Source organism: Streptomyces sp. NPDC001599 (genome assembly GCF_042893535.1).
Classification (GTDB): domain Bacteria; phylum Actinomycetota; class Actinomycetes; order Streptomycetales; family Streptomycetaceae; genus Streptomyces.
In genome coordinates this window covers 73,204-91,527 of sequence record NZ_JBIAVA010000023.1, presented here as the reverse complement: position 1 = coordinate 91,527, position 18,324 = coordinate 73,204, and the positions used below count along the sequence as shown (strand labels likewise).

At 72.7% G+C, this 18,324-nt stretch carries 18 protein-coding genes; 16 read left to right on the top strand and 2 right to left on the bottom strand.

Going from position 1 to position 18,324, the window contains the following annotated elements:
* The first annotated feature begins 191 nt into the window (after positions 1-191).
* From ACFYZ3_RS35930 to ACFYZ3_RS35875, 12 genes are all read left to right on the top strand, one after another.
* The gene (locus ACFYZ3_RS35930; RefSeq protein WP_388526880.1) at positions 192-1,841 is read left to right on the top strand and encodes a CTP synthase; all 1,650 of its coding nucleotides are present in this window, start codon (positions 192-194) and stop codon (positions 1,839-1,841) included.
* Between the two features lie 86 nt (positions 1,842-1,927).
* Positions 1,928-2,563, top strand: a complete 636-nt coding sequence (locus ACFYZ3_RS35925; RefSeq protein ID WP_388526877.1) for an NUDIX domain-containing protein — start codon at positions 1,928-1,930, stop codon at positions 2,561-2,563.
* A 163-nt stretch (positions 2,564-2,726) separates the two neighbouring features.
* The gene (locus ACFYZ3_RS35920) at positions 2,727-4,754 is read left to right on the top strand and encodes a tetratricopeptide repeat protein (protein ID WP_388526874.1); all 2,028 of its coding nucleotides are present in this window, start codon (positions 2,727-2,729) and stop codon (positions 4,752-4,754) included.
* Positions 4,755-4,887: 133 nt separating this feature from the next.
* Entirely contained in the window at positions 4,888-6,012 is a 1,125-nt protein-coding gene (gene ald / locus ACFYZ3_RS35915; protein ID WP_331481935.1) for an alanine dehydrogenase, read from the top strand.
* Between the two features lie 387 nt (positions 6,013-6,399).
* Positions 6,400-7,530: a ParA family protein gene (locus ACFYZ3_RS35910; RefSeq protein WP_161270009.1), complete on the top strand. Its 1,131-nt coding sequence runs from the start codon at positions 6,400-6,402 to the stop codon at positions 7,528-7,530.
* Positions 7,515-8,084, top strand: a complete 570-nt coding sequence (locus ACFYZ3_RS35905) for a hypothetical protein (RefSeq protein ID WP_388526867.1) — start codon at positions 7,515-7,517, stop codon at positions 8,082-8,084. The genes ACFYZ3_RS35910 and ACFYZ3_RS35905 overlap by 16 nt, the downstream gene beginning before the upstream one ends.
* Positions 8,085-8,711: 627 nt before the next feature.
* Entirely contained in the window at positions 8,712-9,746 is a 1,035-nt protein-coding gene (locus ACFYZ3_RS35900; RefSeq protein WP_388526913.1) for a segregation and condensation protein A, read from the top strand.
* Positions 9,743-10,414, top strand: coding sequence for an SMC-Scp complex subunit ScpB (scpB, locus tag ACFYZ3_RS35895; RefSeq protein WP_388526864.1), 672 nt, complete (start codon positions 9,743-9,745; stop codon positions 10,412-10,414). The genes ACFYZ3_RS35900 and scpB overlap by 4 nt, the downstream gene beginning before the upstream one ends.
* Complete coding sequence (locus ACFYZ3_RS35890; RefSeq protein WP_361016707.1) at positions 10,414-11,529, top strand: pseudouridine synthase; 1,116 nt, start codon at positions 10,414-10,416, stop codon at positions 11,527-11,529. The genes scpB and ACFYZ3_RS35890 overlap by 1 nt, the downstream gene beginning before the upstream one ends.
* A 93-nt stretch (positions 11,530-11,622) precedes the next feature.
* The gene (locus ACFYZ3_RS35885) at positions 11,623-12,342 is read left to right on the top strand and encodes an NUDIX domain-containing protein (protein WP_388526860.1); all 720 of its coding nucleotides are present in this window, start codon (positions 11,623-11,625) and stop codon (positions 12,340-12,342) included.
* On the top strand, positions 12,339-13,361 hold the full coding sequence (locus ACFYZ3_RS35880; protein ID WP_388526857.1) for an ADP-ribosylglycohydrolase family protein: 1,023 nt from the start codon (positions 12,339-12,341) through the stop codon (positions 13,359-13,361). Before ACFYZ3_RS35885 ends, ACFYZ3_RS35880 begins: the two co-directional genes overlap by 4 nt.
* Before the next feature lie 4 nt (positions 13,362-13,365).
* Positions 13,366-14,118: a DNA polymerase beta superfamily protein gene (locus ACFYZ3_RS35875; protein ID WP_388526855.1), complete on the top strand. Its 753-nt coding sequence runs from the start codon at positions 13,366-13,368 to the stop codon at positions 14,116-14,118.
* Here the strand turns inward: ACFYZ3_RS35875 and ACFYZ3_RS35870 are convergent.
* Complete coding sequence (locus tag ACFYZ3_RS35870; protein WP_388526853.1) at positions 14,044-14,805, bottom strand: DNA polymerase beta superfamily protein; 762 nt, start codon at positions 14,803-14,805, stop codon at positions 14,044-14,046. The two genes, ACFYZ3_RS35875 and ACFYZ3_RS35870, sit on opposite strands and share 75 nt — an antisense overlap.
* A gap of 22 nt (positions 14,806-14,827) precedes the next feature.
* Positions 14,828-15,229 (bottom strand): Rieske (2Fe-2S) protein, encoded by a 402-nt coding sequence (locus ACFYZ3_RS35865; protein WP_388526851.1) that lies wholly within the window; start codon positions 15,227-15,229, stop codon positions 14,828-14,830.
* A 152-nt stretch (positions 15,230-15,381) separates the two neighbouring features.
* Here ACFYZ3_RS35865 and aroH point away from each other — a divergent pair, with 152 nt between their 5' ends.
* The 4 genes from aroH to ACFYZ3_RS35845 all read left to right on the top strand — a co-directional run bounded on the left by aroH (position 15,382) and on the right by ACFYZ3_RS35845 (position 18,294).
* Positions 15,382-15,744, top strand: a complete 363-nt coding sequence (gene aroH, locus ACFYZ3_RS35860) for a chorismate mutase (protein WP_076973660.1) — start codon at positions 15,382-15,384, stop codon at positions 15,742-15,744.
* Positions 15,741-16,826: a prephenate dehydrogenase gene (locus ACFYZ3_RS35855; RefSeq protein WP_388526848.1), complete on the top strand. Its 1,086-nt coding sequence runs from the start codon at positions 15,741-15,743 to the stop codon at positions 16,824-16,826. The genes aroH and ACFYZ3_RS35855 overlap by 4 nt, the downstream gene beginning before the upstream one ends.
* 113 nt (positions 16,827-16,939) lie before the next feature.
* Positions 16,940-17,635, top strand: coding sequence for a (d)CMP kinase (gene cmk / locus ACFYZ3_RS35850; protein ID WP_388526845.1), 696 nt, complete (start codon positions 16,940-16,942; stop codon positions 17,633-17,635).
* Positions 17,632-18,294, top strand: coding sequence for a lysophospholipid acyltransferase family protein (locus ACFYZ3_RS35845; protein WP_388526843.1), 663 nt, complete (start codon positions 17,632-17,634; stop codon positions 18,292-18,294). Before cmk ends, ACFYZ3_RS35845 begins: the two co-directional genes overlap by 4 nt.
* Positions 18,295-18,324 lie beyond the last annotated feature (30 nt).

The window sequence follows — 18,324 nt, the reverse complement described above, 5'->3', positions numbered from 1 at the left end:
GTGTCCGGGCGTGCGCGGAGGGTGGCCGGACGCCATCGCCCCGAGGCGCTGATACGCTGGTAGCCCGTGGACCGGTGGGAGAAAAACCCCGGAACCGCAGCGACGGCGCCGCCGACGACACCCGGGACGACCGGGGCGGAGGACGAACGCACCGCACCCCAGACCGCGACCACGGGAGCCCCCTCTTGGCCATGCCGCCCAAATCTTCGACGACCAAGCACATCTTCGTCACCGGGGGTGTCGCCTCCTCGCTCGGCAAGGGGCTCACCGCCTCGAGCCTCGGCATGCTGCTCAAGGCCCGGGGCCTGCGCGTCGTGATGCAGAAGCTCGACCCGTACCTGAACGTCGACCCCGGCACGATGAACCCCTTCCAGCACGGTGAGGTGTTCGTCACCAACGACGGCGCCGAGACCGACCTGGACATCGGCCACTACGAGCGCTTCCTCGACCGCGACCTCGACGGCTCGGCCAACGTCACCACCGGCCAGGTGTACTCCACGGTGATCGCCAAGGAGCGGCGCGGCGAGTACCTGGGCGACACCGTCCAGGTCATCCCGCACATCACCAACGAGATCAAGCACCGCATCCGCCGCATGGCGACGGACGAGGTCGACGTCGTGATCACCGAGGTCGGCGGCACCGTCGGCGACATCGAGTCGCTGCCGTTCCTGGAGACCGTCCGCCAGGTCCGGCACGAGGTGGGCCGCGACAACGTGTTCGTCGTGCACATCTCGCTCCTGCCCTACATCGGCCCGTCGGGCGAGCTGAAGACCAAGCCCACCCAGCACAGCGTCGCCGCCCTGCGCAACATCGGCATCCAGCCGGACGCGATCGTCCTGCGCTGCGACCGCGAGGTCCCGACCGCGATCAAGCGCAAGATCTCCCTGATGTGCGATGTCGACGAGGCGGCCGTGGTGGCCTGCCCCGACGCCCGCTCCATCTACGACATCCCGAAGGTCATCCACACCGAGGGCCTGGACGCCTACGTCGTCCGCAGGATGGACCTGCCGTTCCGGGACGTGGACTGGACCACCTGGGACGACCTGCTCGACCGCGTCCACAACCCCGCGCACGAGATCGTCATGGCCCTGGTCGGCAAGTACATCGACCTGCCCGACGCCTACCTCTCGGTCACCGAGGCGCTGCGCGCGGGCGGCTTCGCCAACAAGGCGCGGGTGAAGATCAAGTGGGTCACGTCCGACGACTGCAAGACCCCGGCCGGCGCCAAGGCGCAGCTCGGCGACGTCGACGCGATCTGCATCCCGGGCGGTTTCGGCGAGCGCGGTGTGACCGGCAAGGTGGGCGCGATCCAGTACGCCCGTGAGAACGGGATCCCGCTGCTCGGCCTCTGCCTCGGCCTGCAGTGCATCGTCGTCGAGGCCGCGCGCAACCTGGCCGGCGTCGCGGACGCCAACTCCACCGAGTTCGACCCCGCCACCGCCCACCCGGTCGTCTCCACCATGGCCGAGCAGCTGGACATCGTGGCCGGCGAGGGCGACATGGGCGGCACCATGCGGCTCGGCATGTACCCGGCGAAGCTGGCCGAGGGCTCCATCGTGCGCGAGGTCTACGACGGCAAGGAGTACGTCGAGGAGCGGCACCGCCACCGCTACGAGGTGAACAACGCCTACCGCGCGGAGCTGGAGAAGAAGGCCGGCATCGTCTTCTCGGGCACGTCCCCGGACGGCAAGCTCGTCGAGTACGTCGAGTACCCGCGCGACGTCCACCCCTACCTGGTCGCCACGCAGGCGCACCCGGAGCTGCGCTCGCGCCCGACCCGCCCGCACCCGCTCTTCGCCGGGCTGGTCAAGGCCGCGGTCGAGCGGAAGACGTCGAAGTAGCACACCAGTTGTACGGTGGCCGGGGCGCGCGCACTCAACTGCGCGGGCCCCGGCTTTCGCGTACGTCTGGAAGGGCAGGTCAGGCAATGACGGGCAGCACGATCAAGGACACTCCGGAGGAGTGGGAGATCCGGGGCAGCCAGACCCCCTTCCGGGGCAAGAAGACCTCGGTCCGCACGGACGACGTGGTGATGCCCGACGGCTCCGTGGTGAGCCGCGACTACCAGGTCCACCCCGGCTCGGTGGCCGTCCTCGCCCTGGACGGGGAGGGCCGGGCGCTGGTCATCCGGCAGTACCGGCACCCGGTGCGCGAGAAGCTGTGGGAGATCCCGGCCGGCCTGCTCGACGTCCCCGGCGAGAACCCGCTGCACGCCGCCCAGCGCGAGCTGTACGAGGAGGCGCACGTCAAGGCCGAGGACTGGCGGGTGCTGACCGACGTCTACACCACACCCGGCGGCTGCGACGAGGCCGTACGGATCTTCCTCGCCCGGGACCTGTCCGAGGCCGCCGGTGAGCGCTTCGAGGTCGAGGACGAAGAGGCCGACATGGAGCTGGCGCGGGTGCCCGTCGCCGACCTGGTCCAGGGGGTGCTCGCGGGAGAACTGCACAACAACTGCCTGGTCGTGGGCGTGCTCGCGCTGGTCGCGGCGGAGCGGGGCGACGGGCTCGACGCGCTCCGTCCGGCCCTGGCGCCGTGGCCGGCCCGCCCCTTCGAGGCCTGAGGACGGCCCCGCAACCCCACCGGTGTGACCATCGGCTGATCCGATCGGGGGATGTGCCCGCCGCGCTCCACCGGGAACGTCGCAGAGCGTGAACTAGGCTCTCAAACGCCCGAACCGGGCTTCCGGCGGGCACCGGCGTGCGGTGGGATCGGGAGTGTGGCCCGTGACGGATCAGGCGGTGGACACGGACGGCGTACGACTGTCCCAGGACCCTGCTGAGGAGAGCGGGTTCCTGGGCCGCACCCGGGAGCTGAAGGAGCTGCGCGCCGACATCGAGCGCGCCGGACTCGACACCCTCTCCGGCCGCAAGGCCCCTCGCGCGCGCGTGCTGCTCATCGCGGGCCGCCCCGGCTCGGGCCGCACCGCGCTCGCCGAGGAGCTGGCCGCGCGGGTCGCGCCCGACTACCCCGACGGCGTGCTGCGGGCCCGGCTGAGCGAGCCGGACGGCACCCGCGTCCCCGTCGGACGCCTCGCCCGGGACCTGCTCACCGCACTGGACCGCAGCGCGCCGCCCGGGGCCGACGAGGACGACCTCACCGAGGCCCTGCGCGCCGCGCTCGCCGACCGCAGGGTCCTGCTCCTGCTCGACGCCGTCGCCGACGCCGAGCAGGTCGACGCGCTGCTGCCGGACAGCCCGGACTGCCTGGCCGTCGCCGTGGCCGAGGGCCCGCTGACCGGCATCGCGGACGTCCGCCCGTGCACGCTGGGCGGCCTGGACACCAAGTCGGCCGTGGAACTGCTCTCCCGCCACACCGGCTCGGTCCGCATCACGGTCGATCCCCGGGCCGCCGAGCAACTGGTCGAGCTGTGCCAGGCCCAGCCCGCCGCGCTGACCCTGGCCGGCGGCTGGCTCGCGGCCCGGCCCCAGGCGGCCGTCGCGGACCTCGCCAAGCACGTGCACGCGGAGAGCGACGAGCCGGGCGCGCTCGGCCGTGTCTTCGGCCTCGTCTACGCGTCGCTGCCCAGCACCGCCGCCCGGATGCTGAGGCTGCTCTCCCTGGCCCCGGCGGGCCTGGTCGACCCGCACACCGCCTCCGCGCTCGCCGGCTGCTCGGTGAGCGGCGCCCGCACCACCCTGGACGACTTCGTCGCCCACGGCCTGCTGCGCGCCGTCGACTCGCCGCTGCCCGAGTACGAGGTCCCCGGGTGCCTGCACGGCCGGCTCGCCGCCCTGGCCCGCAAGCACGACCGGCCCGCCGAGCTGCAACTGGCCCGCGCCCGCATGCTGGAGCGGACGGTGCGGCTGCTCCAGTCCTGCCGGGCGGTCACCGAGACCGACAGCCCGCAGGCCCGCGAGAAGCTCCTCGCCACGCCGCGCGACCTGCGCTTCCCGCACCCGAGGGCCGCCGCCGACTGGCTGGGCGCCCGGCGCCCCGCCCTGCTGGCGGCGGCCCGCCTCGCGGTCGCCGACGGCGAGCTGGACACCCTCGCCCGCAGACTCATGTCCCAGCTGGTGCGGGCCATGGTGGCCCACTTCGGAACCCGGGCCGCGGCCCCCGACCTGTACGGGATCCACCGGCTCGTCCTCGACGTGGCCGAGCGCCGCGAACTGCCCCGGGAGAAGGCGGCGGCCCTGCTGAACCTGGCCGACCTGGACGCCCGCACCGGCCGCACCGCCGAGGCGCTGGTGCGCTACCGGGCCGCGCTGGACGCCGGACGGGAGGCGAACGACCCGTACGCGACCGGCCGCGCGATGGAATCCGTGGGCGGCGCCCATCTGGAGCTGGGGGACTACGACCGGGCCGCCGACTGGTTCGGCCGGGCCCTCGCCGAGCGCCTCGCCCGGGACGAGCGCGCCGACGCCGCCCGGGTCTACGGCCGTCTCGCCACCGCCCACACCTACGCCGGACGCTACGGCGAGGCGGTGCGCTCCTGGCGGGCCGCGGTGGCCGGGCACCGCAAGGCGGGGGACGTGGCCGCGCACGCGCGGGCGCTGTCCGAGCTGGCCCGGGTCCAGGAGTACGCCGGTCGGCCCGAGGAGTCGCTGCGCACCTGCCAGGAGGCCGTCGACTGGGCCCGCCGGGCCGAGGACGTACGGCTCCAGGCCGCGCTGCACCTGCGGCTGGCCGACACGCTGGACCGGCTCGGCGACCCCACCGCGGCGGGCCTGGAGCGGAGCACGGCCGAACGGATGCTGAGGGAAGATCCCGCAGATGCCTGCGAAATCCGCAGCACATCGTCTGAAGATTAATGCTTTGAAAGGCTAGACAGAGAGAACACCTTCATTAAACTGGCTCTGCCGCACGTTCTCCTGCGGTCTGACCCGGTGTGCCCGCGCTTGAGCGGGTATGCCTTGTAATAGCCCATCCTCTGAGCCAAGGACCGTGATCCACGTGAAGGTCGGCATCCCCCGCGAGGTCAAGAACAACGAGTTCCGGGTGGCCATCACCCCCGCCGGCGTGCACGAACTGGTGCGCCACGGTCACCAGGTCGTCGTCGAGCGCAACGCCGGAGTCGGCTCCTCGATCCCCGACGAGGAGTACGTCACGGCCGGTGCGCGGATCCTCGACACCGCCGACGAGGTCTGGGCCACCGCGGACCTGCTCCTGAAGGTCAAGGAGCCGATCGCGGAGGAGTACCACCGCCTGCGCAAGGACCAGACGCTCTTCACCTACCTGCACCTGGCCGCCTCCAAGGAGTGCACGGACGCGCTCATCGAGTCCGGCACCACCGCCATCGCCTACGAGACGGTCGAGCTGCCCAGCCGCGCCCTGCCGCTGCTGGCCCCGATGTCCGAGGTCGCGGGCCGCCTCGCCCCGCAGGTCGGCGCCTACCACCTGATGGCCGCCAACGGCGGCCGCGGTGTGCTGCCGGGCGGTGTCCCCGGTGTGCTCGCGGGCCGCGCCGTCGTCATCGGCGGCGGCGTCTCCGGCTGGAACGCGGCGCAGATCGCCATCGGTCTGGGCTTCCACGTCACCCTGCTCGACAAGGACATCACCAAGCTCAAGGAAGCCGACAAGATCTTCGGCACGAAGATCCAGACCGTCGTCTCCAACGCCTTCGAGCTGGAGAAGGCCTGCCTGGAGGCCGACCTCGTGATCGGCGCCGTGCTGATCCCGGGTGCCAAGGCCCCGAAGCTGGTCACCAACGAGCTGGTGTCCCGGATGAAGCCCGGAAGTGTCCTTGTCGACATCGCGATCGACCAGGGCGGCTGCTTCGAGGACTCCCACCCGACCACCCACGCCGAGCCGACCTTCCCGGTCCACAACTCGGTCTTCTACTGCGTCGCCAACATGCCCGGCGCGGTGCCCAACACCTCCACCTACGCGCTGACCAACGCCACGCTGCCGTACATCGTGGAGCTGGCCAACCGCGGCTGGGCCGAGGCGCTGCGCCGCGACCCCGCGCTGGCCAAGGGTCTCAACACCCATGACGGCAAGGTCGTTTACCGGGAGGTCGCCGAGGCGCACGGCCTGGAGCACGTGGAGCTGGCCTCGCTGCTCGCCTAAGTCGTCAAGCGGTAAAGGCGATACGTCAACAGGCGCCGTCAACGCCACACACCCGGCCGGACCTTGCCCGACAAGGTCCGGCCGGGTGTGTGTATGGTCACTTTGCGATTCTCGGTCAACTCGCCTCGAACGTAACGCTTCAACCGATTCGCGCACCGGTGAAACCTGCTGTGCGACGGCCGTACGCCCTTGACAGAGGGATGTTTCATTGCCGACACATCGGGCCGGGTCCGGCGGATTGTGTTGCTGCGGACGGCCGACACGCCATAGAGTCGCCGAACGTCGGCATGGTGCCACGCTGACCTGTCTAGAAGTTCCCTGGTCACCAAGGAGGTAAGACGACTTGTGAATGAGTCGACATTTACTCCCGGGGGTGGTCAACCAGGAATGCCGACGCGGACCCACGGTCCCGGGCGTCTCGAGGCTGTCGGCTCCGTAGCTGTACGCACCTCCGCAGCCGACCACCACAGTCCGCAGGCAACTCGGACAGCACACATGAGTATGGATGGCCAACACGTGAACGCCATGGCCGGCGACGGAAGTGGCGCGCCCCGCAACCACTTCGCCGACTACGACGAACTGCCCGAGGGGCACTTCTACGACCCGGACGCGGAGTACGAGCCGGATCCCGAGTACGCCGCCACGCTCGCGCCCGACGCGGCCCGACAGCGCCGTGAGCGCATCGGCCCGACCGGACGCCCGCTGCCGTACTTCCCGATCCCGGGCCCGCTGACCGACCACGGCCCCGCCAAGATCATCGCGATGTGCAACCAGAAGGGCGGCGTGGGCAAGACCACGTCGACCATCAACCTGGGTGCCGCGCTCGCCGAGTACGGGCGCCGGGTGCTGCTCGTCGACTTCGACCCGCAGGGCGCGCTGTCGGTCGGACTCGGCGTCAACCCGATGGAGCTCGACCTCACCGTCTACAACCTGCTCATGGAGCGGGGCATGGCGGCCGACGAGGTGCTGCTGAAGACCGCGGTCCCCAACATGGACCTGCTGCCCAGCAACATCGACCTGTCGGCGGCCGAGGTGCAGCTGGTGAGCGAGGTCGCGCGCGAGTCCACCCTCCAGCGGGCCCTGAAGCCGCTGATGGACGACTACGACTACATCGTGATCGACTGCCAGCCCTCGCTCGGCCTGCTCACGGTCAACGCGCTGACCGCCGCGCACAAGGTGATCGTGCCGCTGGAGTGCGAGTTCTTCGCGCTGCGCGGTGTGGCACTGCTGACCGAGACGATCGAGAAGGTCCAGGAGCGGCTCAACCCCGACCTGGAGCTCGACGGCATCCTCGCCACGATGTACGACTCGCGCACCGTGCACAGCCGTGAGGTGCTCGCGCGGGTCGTCGAGGCGTTCGACGACCACGTCTACCACACGGTCATCGGGCGCACGGTCCGCTTCCCGGAGACCACGGTCGCCGGAGAGCCGATCACCACGTACGCGTCCAACTCCGTCGGTGCCGCCGCCTACCGCCAGCTCGCCAGGGAGGTGCTCGCCCGGTGTCACGCCGAGTGAGTCTGCCGGGGGCCGACGAACTCTTCCGTACGACAGGGGGAACGGCGCTCCAGGCGTCCACCCCGCGGCGACCGGCGGGCGGCGAGGCCCGGGTGCCGGCCCCGGCGGGGGAGAGCGACCAGGCCGCCGCCGAGGACGCACCGCAGTCGGTGCCCGCGCAGGGCGGTGACGGCGAGGGCGCGGAGCATTCCGCGACGGACGCGGAACCGGGCTCGGCGGGCGAGTCGCGCACCCGGGGCACGGAGCGCTCCGCACGTGCTTCCGGGCCCGGTACGGGCGCGCAGGAAGGTTCTGCCGCCGACCGGCCCCGCAAGCGGGGACGGTCGCCCTCGCGCCGTCCCAGCGGGCGTGAGCGCCACGACGAGAAGATCACCGTGTACGTCTCCGCCGAGGAGCTGATGGACCTGGAGCACGCCCGCCTGGTGCTCCGGGGCGAGCACGGCCTGGCCGTCGACCGCGGCCGCATCGTCCGCGAGGCGGTCGCCGTGGTCCTGGCCGACCTGGAGACCCGCGGGGACGCCAGCATCCTCGTACGACGGCTGCGCGGGCGGTAGCGGTAGCCTGCGGGGGCCATGACCTCGAACGACGCCCCCCGCCCCGACCGCGGCCCCCGCCCCGGCCCCGGCCGCCGGCGTGCGCTGGGCAGGGGCCCGGAGGCGGCGGCCGCGCCGCTGCCCGAGGAGACGCCTTCCGGCGACGGCGCGTCCGGGACCGCCGGAGCGGCACTCACCGAACAGGACCTCCGGGCCGGACCGGCGCCCGCCCCCGCCGGACCGGCCGCCGCATCGGCCGGGGCGTCGGCCGCTGCCCCCGGAGACGCGGCGCGGATCCGCGAGACGGCGGCGCCGGACGCGGAGGAGTACCAGCTCGGGACTCCGGGCACGGCCGTGCCCGAAGCGGAACCGGGCCTCACGGGCCCCGCCGTGCGCACGGAGGCGGAGCCGACCGACGAGGGAACGGAGACGGAGGCGCCGGCGGCGGTCGGGCGCGTCCCGGCCGCACCCGGCCGACAGGCCGCCGCGTCCGCCGCCCGGCGGGCACGGGCGGACGGCCCGCCCGGCGCCGTTCCCGCCGCGGATCCGTCCCCCGTGCCGGAACTGGCTCCCCGGACCGCGGACCGTGAGCGTCCCGGGCCGGTCGAGCGGCCCGGGCCGGTCGAGCGGCCGGTCCAGGCGGCCGGGGTGCCGACGGGCGCGGGCGCGCCCGGGGAGCAGGCCGAGGACGTCTCCGGCCGGCACGGCGCCGCCTCGTCCCACGAGTCCCATGAGTCCTATGAGTCCTATGAGTCCCCGGAGTCCCCGGAGTCCCCGGAGTCCCCGGAGTCCCCGGAGTCCCCGGAGTCCCCGGAGTCCCCGGAGTCCCCGGAGTCCCCGGAGTCCCCGGAGGAGAGCTCCGACGACGCCGGTGACGGTGTCTTCAAGGTGCGGCTCGCCAACTTCGAGGGGCCGTTCGACCTGCTGCTCCAGCTGATCTCCAAGCACAAGATGGACGTCACCGAGGTCGCGCTGTCGAAGGTGACCGACGAGTTCATGGCGCACATCCGGGCGATGGGGCCGGACTGGGACCTCGACCAGACCACCGAGTTCCTGGTGGTCGCGGCCACGCTGCTCGACCTCAAGGCGGCCCGGCTGCTGCCCGCCGCCGAGGTCGAGGACGAGGCCGACCTGGCCCTGCTGGAGGCCCGCGACCTGCTCTTCGCCCGCCTGCTCCAGTACCGCGCGTACAAGCAGATCGCGGAGATCTTCAACGACCGGCTGGAGGCCGAGGCCCGCCGCTATCCCCGTACCGTCGGCCTGGAGCCCCACCAATCCGAGCTGCTGCCCGAGGTCGTCATCAGCATCGGCCCCGAGGGCTTCGCCAAGCTCGCCGTGAAGGCGATGCAGCCGAAACCCAAGCCGCAGGTGTACGTCGAGCACATCCACGCGCCCCTGGTCAGCGTGCAGGAGCAGGCCGGGATCGTGGTCGCCCGCCTGAAGGAGCTGGGCGAGGCCAGCTTCCGGGTGCTGGTCCAGGACACCCAGGACACGCTGACCGTCGTCGCCCGCTTCCTGGCCCTGCTGGAGCTGTACCGGGAGAAGGCCGTCGAGCTGGACCAGGAGACCGCCCTCGGCGACCTCCTGGTCCGCTGGACGGGCGGCGACGGGGAGACGCAGCCGTCGGTGACCGACGAGTTCGACCGGCCGCCCGAGGCGCCGAAGGAGGAGCAGAAGGCGTGAGTGAGCAGACCACGGGGGCCGCGGAGGCCGAGGAGACCGAGAGCGGGCTGGACGGGGTCGCGGGCCTCGACCTCAAGCCCGCCCTGGAGGCCGTCCTCATGGTCGTCGACGAGCCCGCGACCGAGGAGCGGCTGGCGAAGATACTGCAGCGGCCCCGGCGGCGGATCGCGGACGCCCTGCGCGAGCTGGCCGACGAGTACGCCGTCCAGGGCCGGGGCTTCGAGCTGCGCCTGGTCGCGGGCGGCTGGCGCTTCTACAGCCGCCCCGAGTACGCCGCGGCCGTCGAGGGCTTCGTCCTGGACGGCCAGCACGCCCGCCTCACCCAGGCCGCCCTGGAGACCCTCGCCGTCGTCGCCTACCGCCAGCCGGTCAGCCGCAGCCGCGTCTCCGCGGTGCGCGGCGTGAACTGCGACGGCGTGATGCGCACCCTCCTCCAGCGGGGTCTGGTCGAGGAGGCGGGCACGGAACCCGAAACAGGTGCGATCCTGTACGTGACGACGAACTACTTCCTGGAGCGGATGGGCCTGCGCGGCCTGGACGAGCTCCCGGAGCTCGCGCCCTTCCTCCCGGAGGCGGAGGCGATCGAGGCCGAGACGCTGGAAGCGGTCCCGTCGTTCGATCCGGACGCCCCGGATTCCGAGGGCGCACACGACAAGACGGAATTTTGATGCGAAGCAGCAGCGGCAGGAACAGCAGCGGAAACAACGGCGGGAGCCGTGGTGGCAACAGCGGCGGCCGCGGCGGGAGTGGCGGTGGCCGCGGCAACTACCGCGGCGCCGGCAACAACCGCGACGACAAGCAGGGCGGCCGTCCCAAGAAGCCGCGCCCGGAGGAGCGGCGCTACGACGTGGGCCCCGGCGCCACCCAGGACGGCCCGAAGTCGGGCCGCGGGCCCTCGGCCCGCGGCGGCGCCAAGGGCGGTCCGAAGCGGCCCCAGCAGCGCGGCCGCAGCGCGCCCGCCACGTCCCGCGAGTACGAGACGCGGGCCGAGGAGCGCAACCGCGAGCGGTACGCGGGGAAGAAGGACGTCAAGCCGCCCAAGACCTTCCCGGGCGCCGAGCAGGAGGGCGAGCGGCTGCAGAAGGTCCTCGCGCGCGCGGGCTACGGCTCCCGGCGCGCCTGCGAGGAGCTGATCGAGCAGGCCAGGGTCGAGATCAACGGCGAGATCGTGCTGGAGCAGGGCCGCCGCGTCGACCCGGAGAAGGACGAGGTCAAGGTCGACGGTCTGACCGTCGCCACGCAGTCGTACCAGTTCTTCTCGCTCAACAAGCCCGCCGGTGTCGTCTCCACCATGGAGGACCCGGAGGGCCGCCAGTGCCTCGGCGACTACGTCACCAACCGTGAGACCCGTCTCTTCCACGTGGGCCGGCTCGACACCGAGACCGAGGGCGTCATCCTGCTCACCAACCACGGCGAGCTGGCCCACCGCCTGACCCACCCCCGGTACGGCGTGAAGAAGACGTACCTCGCGCACATCGTGGGCCCGATCCCGCGCGACCTCGGCAAGCAGCTCAAGGACGGCATCCAGCTGGAGGACGGGTACGCGCGCGCGGACCACTTCCGGGTCGTCGAGCAGACCGGCAAGAACTACCTGGTCGAGGTCACGCTCCACGAGGGCCGCAAGCACATCGTCCGGCGGATGCTGGCGGAGGCGGGCTTCCCCGTCGACAAGCTGGTGCGCACCGCCTTCGGCCCGATCACCCTGGGCGACCAGAAGTCGGGCTGGCTGCGCCGCCTGTCCAACACGGAGGTCGGGATGCTGATGCAGGAGGTCGACCTCTAGACCGACCTCTGGGCAGCCCCTGCCCCCACGAGGCTTGTGCCGACCGGCCACCCCCTTTTATAGTCGTAGTGACTATTAAGGGGGTGGCCGGTCGTGCGCGGCTACGACAAGCACGCTTTCGAACCCTTCGCCGTCACCGTCGACCTCGCCGTCCTCACGCTCCGCGCCGGCGCGCTGCACGTGCTGCTCGTCGAGCGGGGACAGGAGCCGTACGCGGGCCGCTGGGCACTGCCCGGGGGCTTCCTGCTCCCCGAGGAGTCGGCGGAGACGGCCGCCCGCCGGGAGCTGACCGAGGAGACCGGCCTGGCGGACGTGACCGGGCTGCACCTGGAGCAGCTGCGGACCTACAGCGAACCCGGCCGCGACCCCCGCATGCGGGTCGTGTCCGTGGCCTTCGCCGCGCTGCTGCCGGACCCTCCCGAACCGCACGGCGGCGGTGACGCTGCCGCGGCCCGCTGGGTGCCGTACGACGAGGCCCGGGGCCTCGCCTTCGACCACGACCGGATCGTGGCCGACGCCCGGGACCGGGTCGGCGCCAAGCTGGAGTACACCTGCCTGGCCACCGCCTTCTGCCCGGCCGAGTTCACCCTCGGCGAGCTCCAACAGGTCTACGAGACGGTGTGGGGCACGGCCCTGGACCGGCCCAACTTCCGCCGCAAGGTCCTCGCCACACCGGGTTTCGTCGAGGCGGTCCCCGGCGCCGCCCGCCTGACCGGAGGCCGCGGCAAACCCGCCGCCGTGTACCGCGCGGGACCGGCCACCACCCTGCACCCGCCCCTGCTCCGCACCCCTCGGGAAGGACGTCCCGCATGACCACGACCCCAGGCACCAAGCGCGCCGCCACCGGAGCGCTCACCGGCCTCGCCCTCGGCGACGCGCTGGGCTTCCCCACCGAGTTCAACGACGTCCCGTCCATCCTCGCCAAGTGCGGGCCCTGGCGGGAGATGGCGCTGCCCAGGCCCGCGATCGTCACCGACGACACCCAGATGACGCTGGCGCTCGGCAAGGGGCTGCGGACGGCCATGGACCGGGGGCTGCTCGGCCCGAAGCGGATGGAACGGCCGGTGCGGGAGGAGTTCGTCGACTGGTACCAGTCGCCGGAGAACAACCGGGCGCCGGGCAACACCTGTCTCAAGGCCTGCCACCTCCTCAAGACCCCGGACCGCCCCTGGCAGGACGCCAGCCAGATCCACTCCAAGGGCTGCGGCGCCAACATGCGCGTCGCACCGGTCGGCCTCGTGCCCGGCCTCAGCGACGAACAGCGCGCGGGCGCCGCCCAGTTGCAGTCCGCGCTCACCCACGGCCACCCCACCGCGCTCGCCGCCTCCGACCTCACCGCGCACGCCGTACGGCTGCTCGCCGAGGGCGCCGAGCCGACCGGCCTGGTCGGGCTGCTGCGCTCGTACGCCTACGACAACCGCACCCGCTACCACGAGCGCTGGCTCGGCGACCTGTGGAGCCGCGCCCAGGACCCGACGCCCGAGCACTTCATCGCGCGCGGCTGGGACGAGTGCCTGGCCACCCTCGACCGGCTCCAGGAGGCGGTGCGCACCGCCTCGCCCGAGACCGACCCCTGCCTGGCCGTCGGCGAGGGCTGGATCGCCGAGGAGGCCATGGCGGCCGGGCTGCTCTGCTTCCTGCTCTTCGTCGACGAACCGCTCACCGCCCTGCGCCGCGGCGCCTGCACCTCCGGCGACTCCGACTCCATCGCCTGCCTCGCGGGCGCCTTCGCGGGCGCGCACCTAGGGGCCGACGCCTGGCCCGCCGACTGGGCGGACCGCATCGAGTACCGGGGCGACCTGCTGGCCCTCGGAGCGCTCTGGGACGCTTGAGCCCGTGATCGACGCCCTGGACATCGACCTGGCCCCGGTGGTGGCCGAACAGCCCTTCCCGGTGCTGTTCGCCACCGTCTCCGGCGCCCACCTCTACGGCTTCCCCTCCCGCGACTCCGACGTGGACCTGCGCGGCGCGCACCTGCTGCCCGCCGCCGACCTGGTCGGGCTGCGCGAGCCGGAGGAGACCAGGTCGCGGATGTGGGACCGGGACGGCGTCGAGATGGACCTGGTCACGCACGACCTGCGCAAGTTCGTCCGGCTGATGCTCCGCCGCAACGGCTACGTGCTGGAGCAGCTGTTGTCGCCGCTGATCGTGCACACCACCGAGGCGCACCGGGAACTGGCCGGATTCGCACCGGCTGTCCTCACCAGCCACCACGCCCACCACTACCGGGGGTTCGCACAGACCCAGTGGCGGCTGTTCGAGAAGACCGGCGAGCTGAAGCCGCTCCTGTACACCTTCCGGGTGCTCCTCACGGGCATCCACCTGATGCGCACCGGCGAGGTGCAGCCCCACCTGCCGACCCTCGCCGAGGAGGTCGACGCCGCCCCGGTGTACCTGCCCGAGCTGGTCGCCGCCAAGGCCGAGCGGGAGCACGGGGACGCCGGCGTCGACCACGCGCGCGTGCGCGCCGACGTCGAGCGGCTGCACAGCGTGCTGGACGGCGCGCAGGCCGCGTCAGTGCTCCCCGACGCCCCGACCGCGTACGACGCCCTGCACGACTTCGTCGTACGGACCCGGCTGGCCCGCTGAGGCCCGGCGGGTGCGGATCAGGAAGTCCTCCACGCGGCGCCGGTCCGGCTCGTCGGGCAGGGGGCTGTGCCGGGCTGCCTCCTCGCCCTCCCGCGCCAAACGGTTCATCCGCGCCTCCACCTCCCGCCAGGGCACCTCGCCGCGCTTCACGGCGAGGAGCGGCTCCCGCGCCTCGCCGACGTCGATCGTCAGGACGCCCGTGCGCAGCAGGTCGCGGGCGCTGGCCAGCAGCCGCAGCAGGTGCATCGCGTGCTTCCAGCGCGGGGCGCCGTGGGTGCGTACGTCGGCGTCCAGTTTGCGGCGCTGGCCGTGCGCGTAACGGGTGAACGTCTCGTAGGCCCGGCGGGAGAGGAACGCCTCGCGGAGGGAGAGGAGTTCGAGGCCGGTGTCGTCCACGGACTCCACCAGCGGGGAGTGCAGGCACTCCAGGATGTTCGGGTTCGCACGCAGGGCCAGCTCGCAGAAGCGCTCCAGCTCCCAGCTGAACTGCTCCTCCCCCGGACCCTCCACGTGCGTCGGCGGCTTCTCGAAGCGCCAGAACAGGGCGGTCGGCGCGAGGAAGACGCCCCGGCGGTCCGTGTCGCTGTCCTCCGTCGCCAGACCGAAGGCGCGCGAACCCATGACACAGGCGTAGACCGTGTGGTCGCGGACCAGGGCCTCGTGGCTCTCGGGGGCTTCGGGACGCATGGCGGGAGCGTACGCGGGACCCTCACGCCAGGCGGACCGAATTTCCCTCCACCGTGATCCGCTTCCCGGGCAGCGGCTTCGTGGCCGGACCCCGCACCACCGAGCCGTCGGCGACGGCGAACCTGCTGCCGTGGCAGGCGCAGTCGATGGTGCCGTCCCGCACGTCCGACACGATGCAGCCCTGATGGGTGCAGACCGCCGAGAACGCCTTGAACTCGCCCTGCTCCGGCTGGGTCACCACGATCTTCTCCTCGGTGAGAACCTTGCCGCCGGCGACCGGGATGTCGCCCGTCCGCGCCAGTTCCTGCCCGGGCGAGGTGTCCGACGAGTCGCCGTCGCCGCCTCCTCCACAGCCCACGCAGGCCGCCGCCGCGCCCGCGCCCGTGCAGAGGAGGACCGTGCGGCGGGTCGGGGTCTGGGTCATGTCGCAACTCCGGGGGAGGGGGGTTCGGGCCGCCGTCAGCGTCTCAGGAGACGGGCGCCGCGGGCCGGTACGCGGCGGGCTGACTAGGCTGGACGGACCAAGAACCGATACACGCGTCAGCAACAACAGCAACGTCAGCAAGGAGCATCGCCGTGGCGGTACGAGCGGTCCGGGGCGCCGTCCAACTGGAGCGGGACGAGGCGGGACACATGGACGAGCAGGTCGCGGCCCTGCTGACCGCCCTCATGGAGCGCAACGGCCTGACGGTCGACGACCTGATCAGCCTGTGGTTCACCGCCACCCCCGATCTGCACAGCGACTTCCCGGCCGCCGCGGCCCGCGGGCTCGGCATCACCGACGTGCCGCTGATCTGCGCCCAGGAGCTGGACATCGAGGGCGCCATGCCCCGCGTCGTCCGGGTCCTCGCCCACATCGAGTCCGACCGGCCCCGCGCCGAGATCGCCCACGTCTACCTCGGCGCCGCCGCGGCCCTGCGCAAGGACATCGCCCAGTGAGAACCGCACTCGTCATCGGCACCGGCCTCATCGGCACCTCCGCCGCCCTCGCCCTCACCGAACGCGGTGTCACCGTCCACCTCGCGGACCACGACCCCGAGCAGGCCCGCACCGCCGCGGCGCTCGGCGCCGGCACCGACGAGGCCCCGGACGGGCGGGTCGACCTCGCGATCGTCGCCGCACCGCCCGCCCTGGTGGCCGACGTGCTCGCCGACGCCATGGCCCGCGGCGCCGCCCGCGGCTACATCGACGTGGCCAGCGTGAAGGGCGGCCCCCGGCGGGAGCTGGAGGCACGCGGTCTCGACCTGTCGGCGTACATCGGCACCCACCCCATGTCCGGCCGGGAGAAGTCCGGCCCGCTGGCCGCCACCGCCGACCTCTTCGAGGGCCGCCCCTGGGTGCTGACCCCGACCCGGGACACCGACACCGAGGTGCTGAACCTCGCCCTGGAGCTGGTCTCGCACTGCCGCGCGGTGCCCGTGGTGATGGACGCGGACGCCCACGACCGCGCCGTGGCCCTCGTCTCCCACATGCCCCACCTGGTCTCCAGCATGGTCGCCGCGCGCCTGGAGCACGCCGAGGAGGCCGCCGTACGGCTGTGCGGGCAGGGCATCCGTGACGTGACCCGGATCGCCGCCTCCGACCCCCGGATGTGGATCGACATCCTCTCCGCCAACCCGGGGCCGGTCGCCGACCTGCTCACCGACGTCGCCGCCGACCTGGAGGAGACGGTACGGGCCCTGCGCGCCCTCCAGTCCGCCGACGAGGACAAGCGCCGCGAGGGCGGCACCGGCATCGCCGAGGTGCTGCGACGCGGCAACGCCGGACAGGTCCGCGTCCCCGGCAAGCACGGGTCGGCCCCCCGGTCCTACGAGACGGTGGCCGTCCTCATCGACGACCAGCCCGGCCAGCTGGCCCGCATCTTCGCCGACGCGGGACGGGCCGGGGTCAACGTCGAGGACGTACGGATCGAGCACGCGACCGGTCAGCAGGCGGGTCTGGTGCAGCTGATGGTCGAGCCGAAGGCCGCCGCCGACCTCACGGCGGCCCTGAAGGAGCGGGGCTGGGCGATCCGCCAGTGATCGTGGGGCGCCGGACGCCTGTCGGAGGGGTCGCCAAGGCCCGGTAACCTTGTGCGGGACGCGTTCGCGTCCCGCACACCACCCACCGCACCGCACCAGGAAGGTGTCCCCTCGTGGAAAACGGCGCCGCCCCGACCGCCCCGGCCGTGATTGTCGCCATCGACGGCCCCTCCGGCACGGGCAAGTCGAGCACGTCGAAGGCCGTGGCCGCGCAGCTCGGCCTGAGCTACCTGGACACCGGTGCGCAGTACCGGGCGATCACGTGGTGGATGGTCAGCAACGGCATCGACACCGACGACCCGCACGCCGTCGCCGCCGCGGCCGGCAAGCCCGAGATCGTCTCCGGCACCGACCCGGCCGGCCCGACCATCACGGTCGACGGCGTGGACGTGGCCGGACCGATCCGCACCCAGGAGGTCACCTCCAAGGTCAGCGCGGTCAGCGCCGTACCGGAGATCCGCGCCCGGATCACCGAGCTTCAGCGCACCATCGCCGCCGCCGCGCCGCTCGGCATCGTCGTCGAGGGCCGCGACATCGGCACCACCGTGCTGCCCGACGCCGACCTCAAGATCTTCCTCACCGCCTCGGCGGAGGCCCGCGCCGCCCGCCGCAGCGGCGAGCTGAAGGGCGCCGACGTCCACGCCACCCGCGAGGCCCTGATCAAGCGGGACGCGGCCGACTCCAGCCGCAAGACCTCCCCGCTGGCCAAGGCCGGCGACGCGGTCGAGGTGGACACCACCGCCCTCACCCTTCCGCAGGTCATCGAGTGCGTCGTCACCCTCGTCGAGGAGAAGCGGGCGGGCAAGTGACCGCATCCTCCGCCGCGCCCGCCCCCTCCGAGAAGGGCGCCGAGGTCGGCAGACGCATCGGCGTCGGCCTGATGTACGGGCTGTGGAGGCCGCGCGTGCTCGGCGCCTGGCGGGTGCCCGCCACCGGCCCGGTGATCTACGCCGTCAACCACGCGCACAACATCGACGGCCCGATGGTCATGGGCGTGGCGCCCCGGCCGACGCACTTCCTGATCAAGAAGGAGGCGTTCGTCGGCCCGCTCGGACGCTTCCTGACCGGCATCGGCCAGTTGAAGGTGGACCGCCACTCCGCCGACCGCGCGGCCATAGGGCAGGCGCTGGGCGTGCTGGCGGACGGCGGCGTGCTCGGCATCTTCCCGGAGGGCACCCGGGGCGAGGGCGACTTCGCCTCGCTGCGCGCCGGGCTGGCCTACTTCGCGGTGCGCAGCGGCGCGCCGATCGTCCCGGTCGCGGTGCTGGGAAGCACGGACCGTCCCGGACGGTTGATAAAGGCGCTGCCCCCGCTGCGCTCCCGCGTCGACGTCGTCTTCGGCGACCCCTTCGACGCGGGCGACGGCAGCGGGCGGCGCACCCGCAAGGCGCTGGACGAGGCCACCGAACGCATCCAGAAGCAGCTCACCGCGCACCTGGAAAACGCCAGGCGCCTCACCGGGCGCTGAGTGACACTTGAGTAGTGGATCACCCGGTAC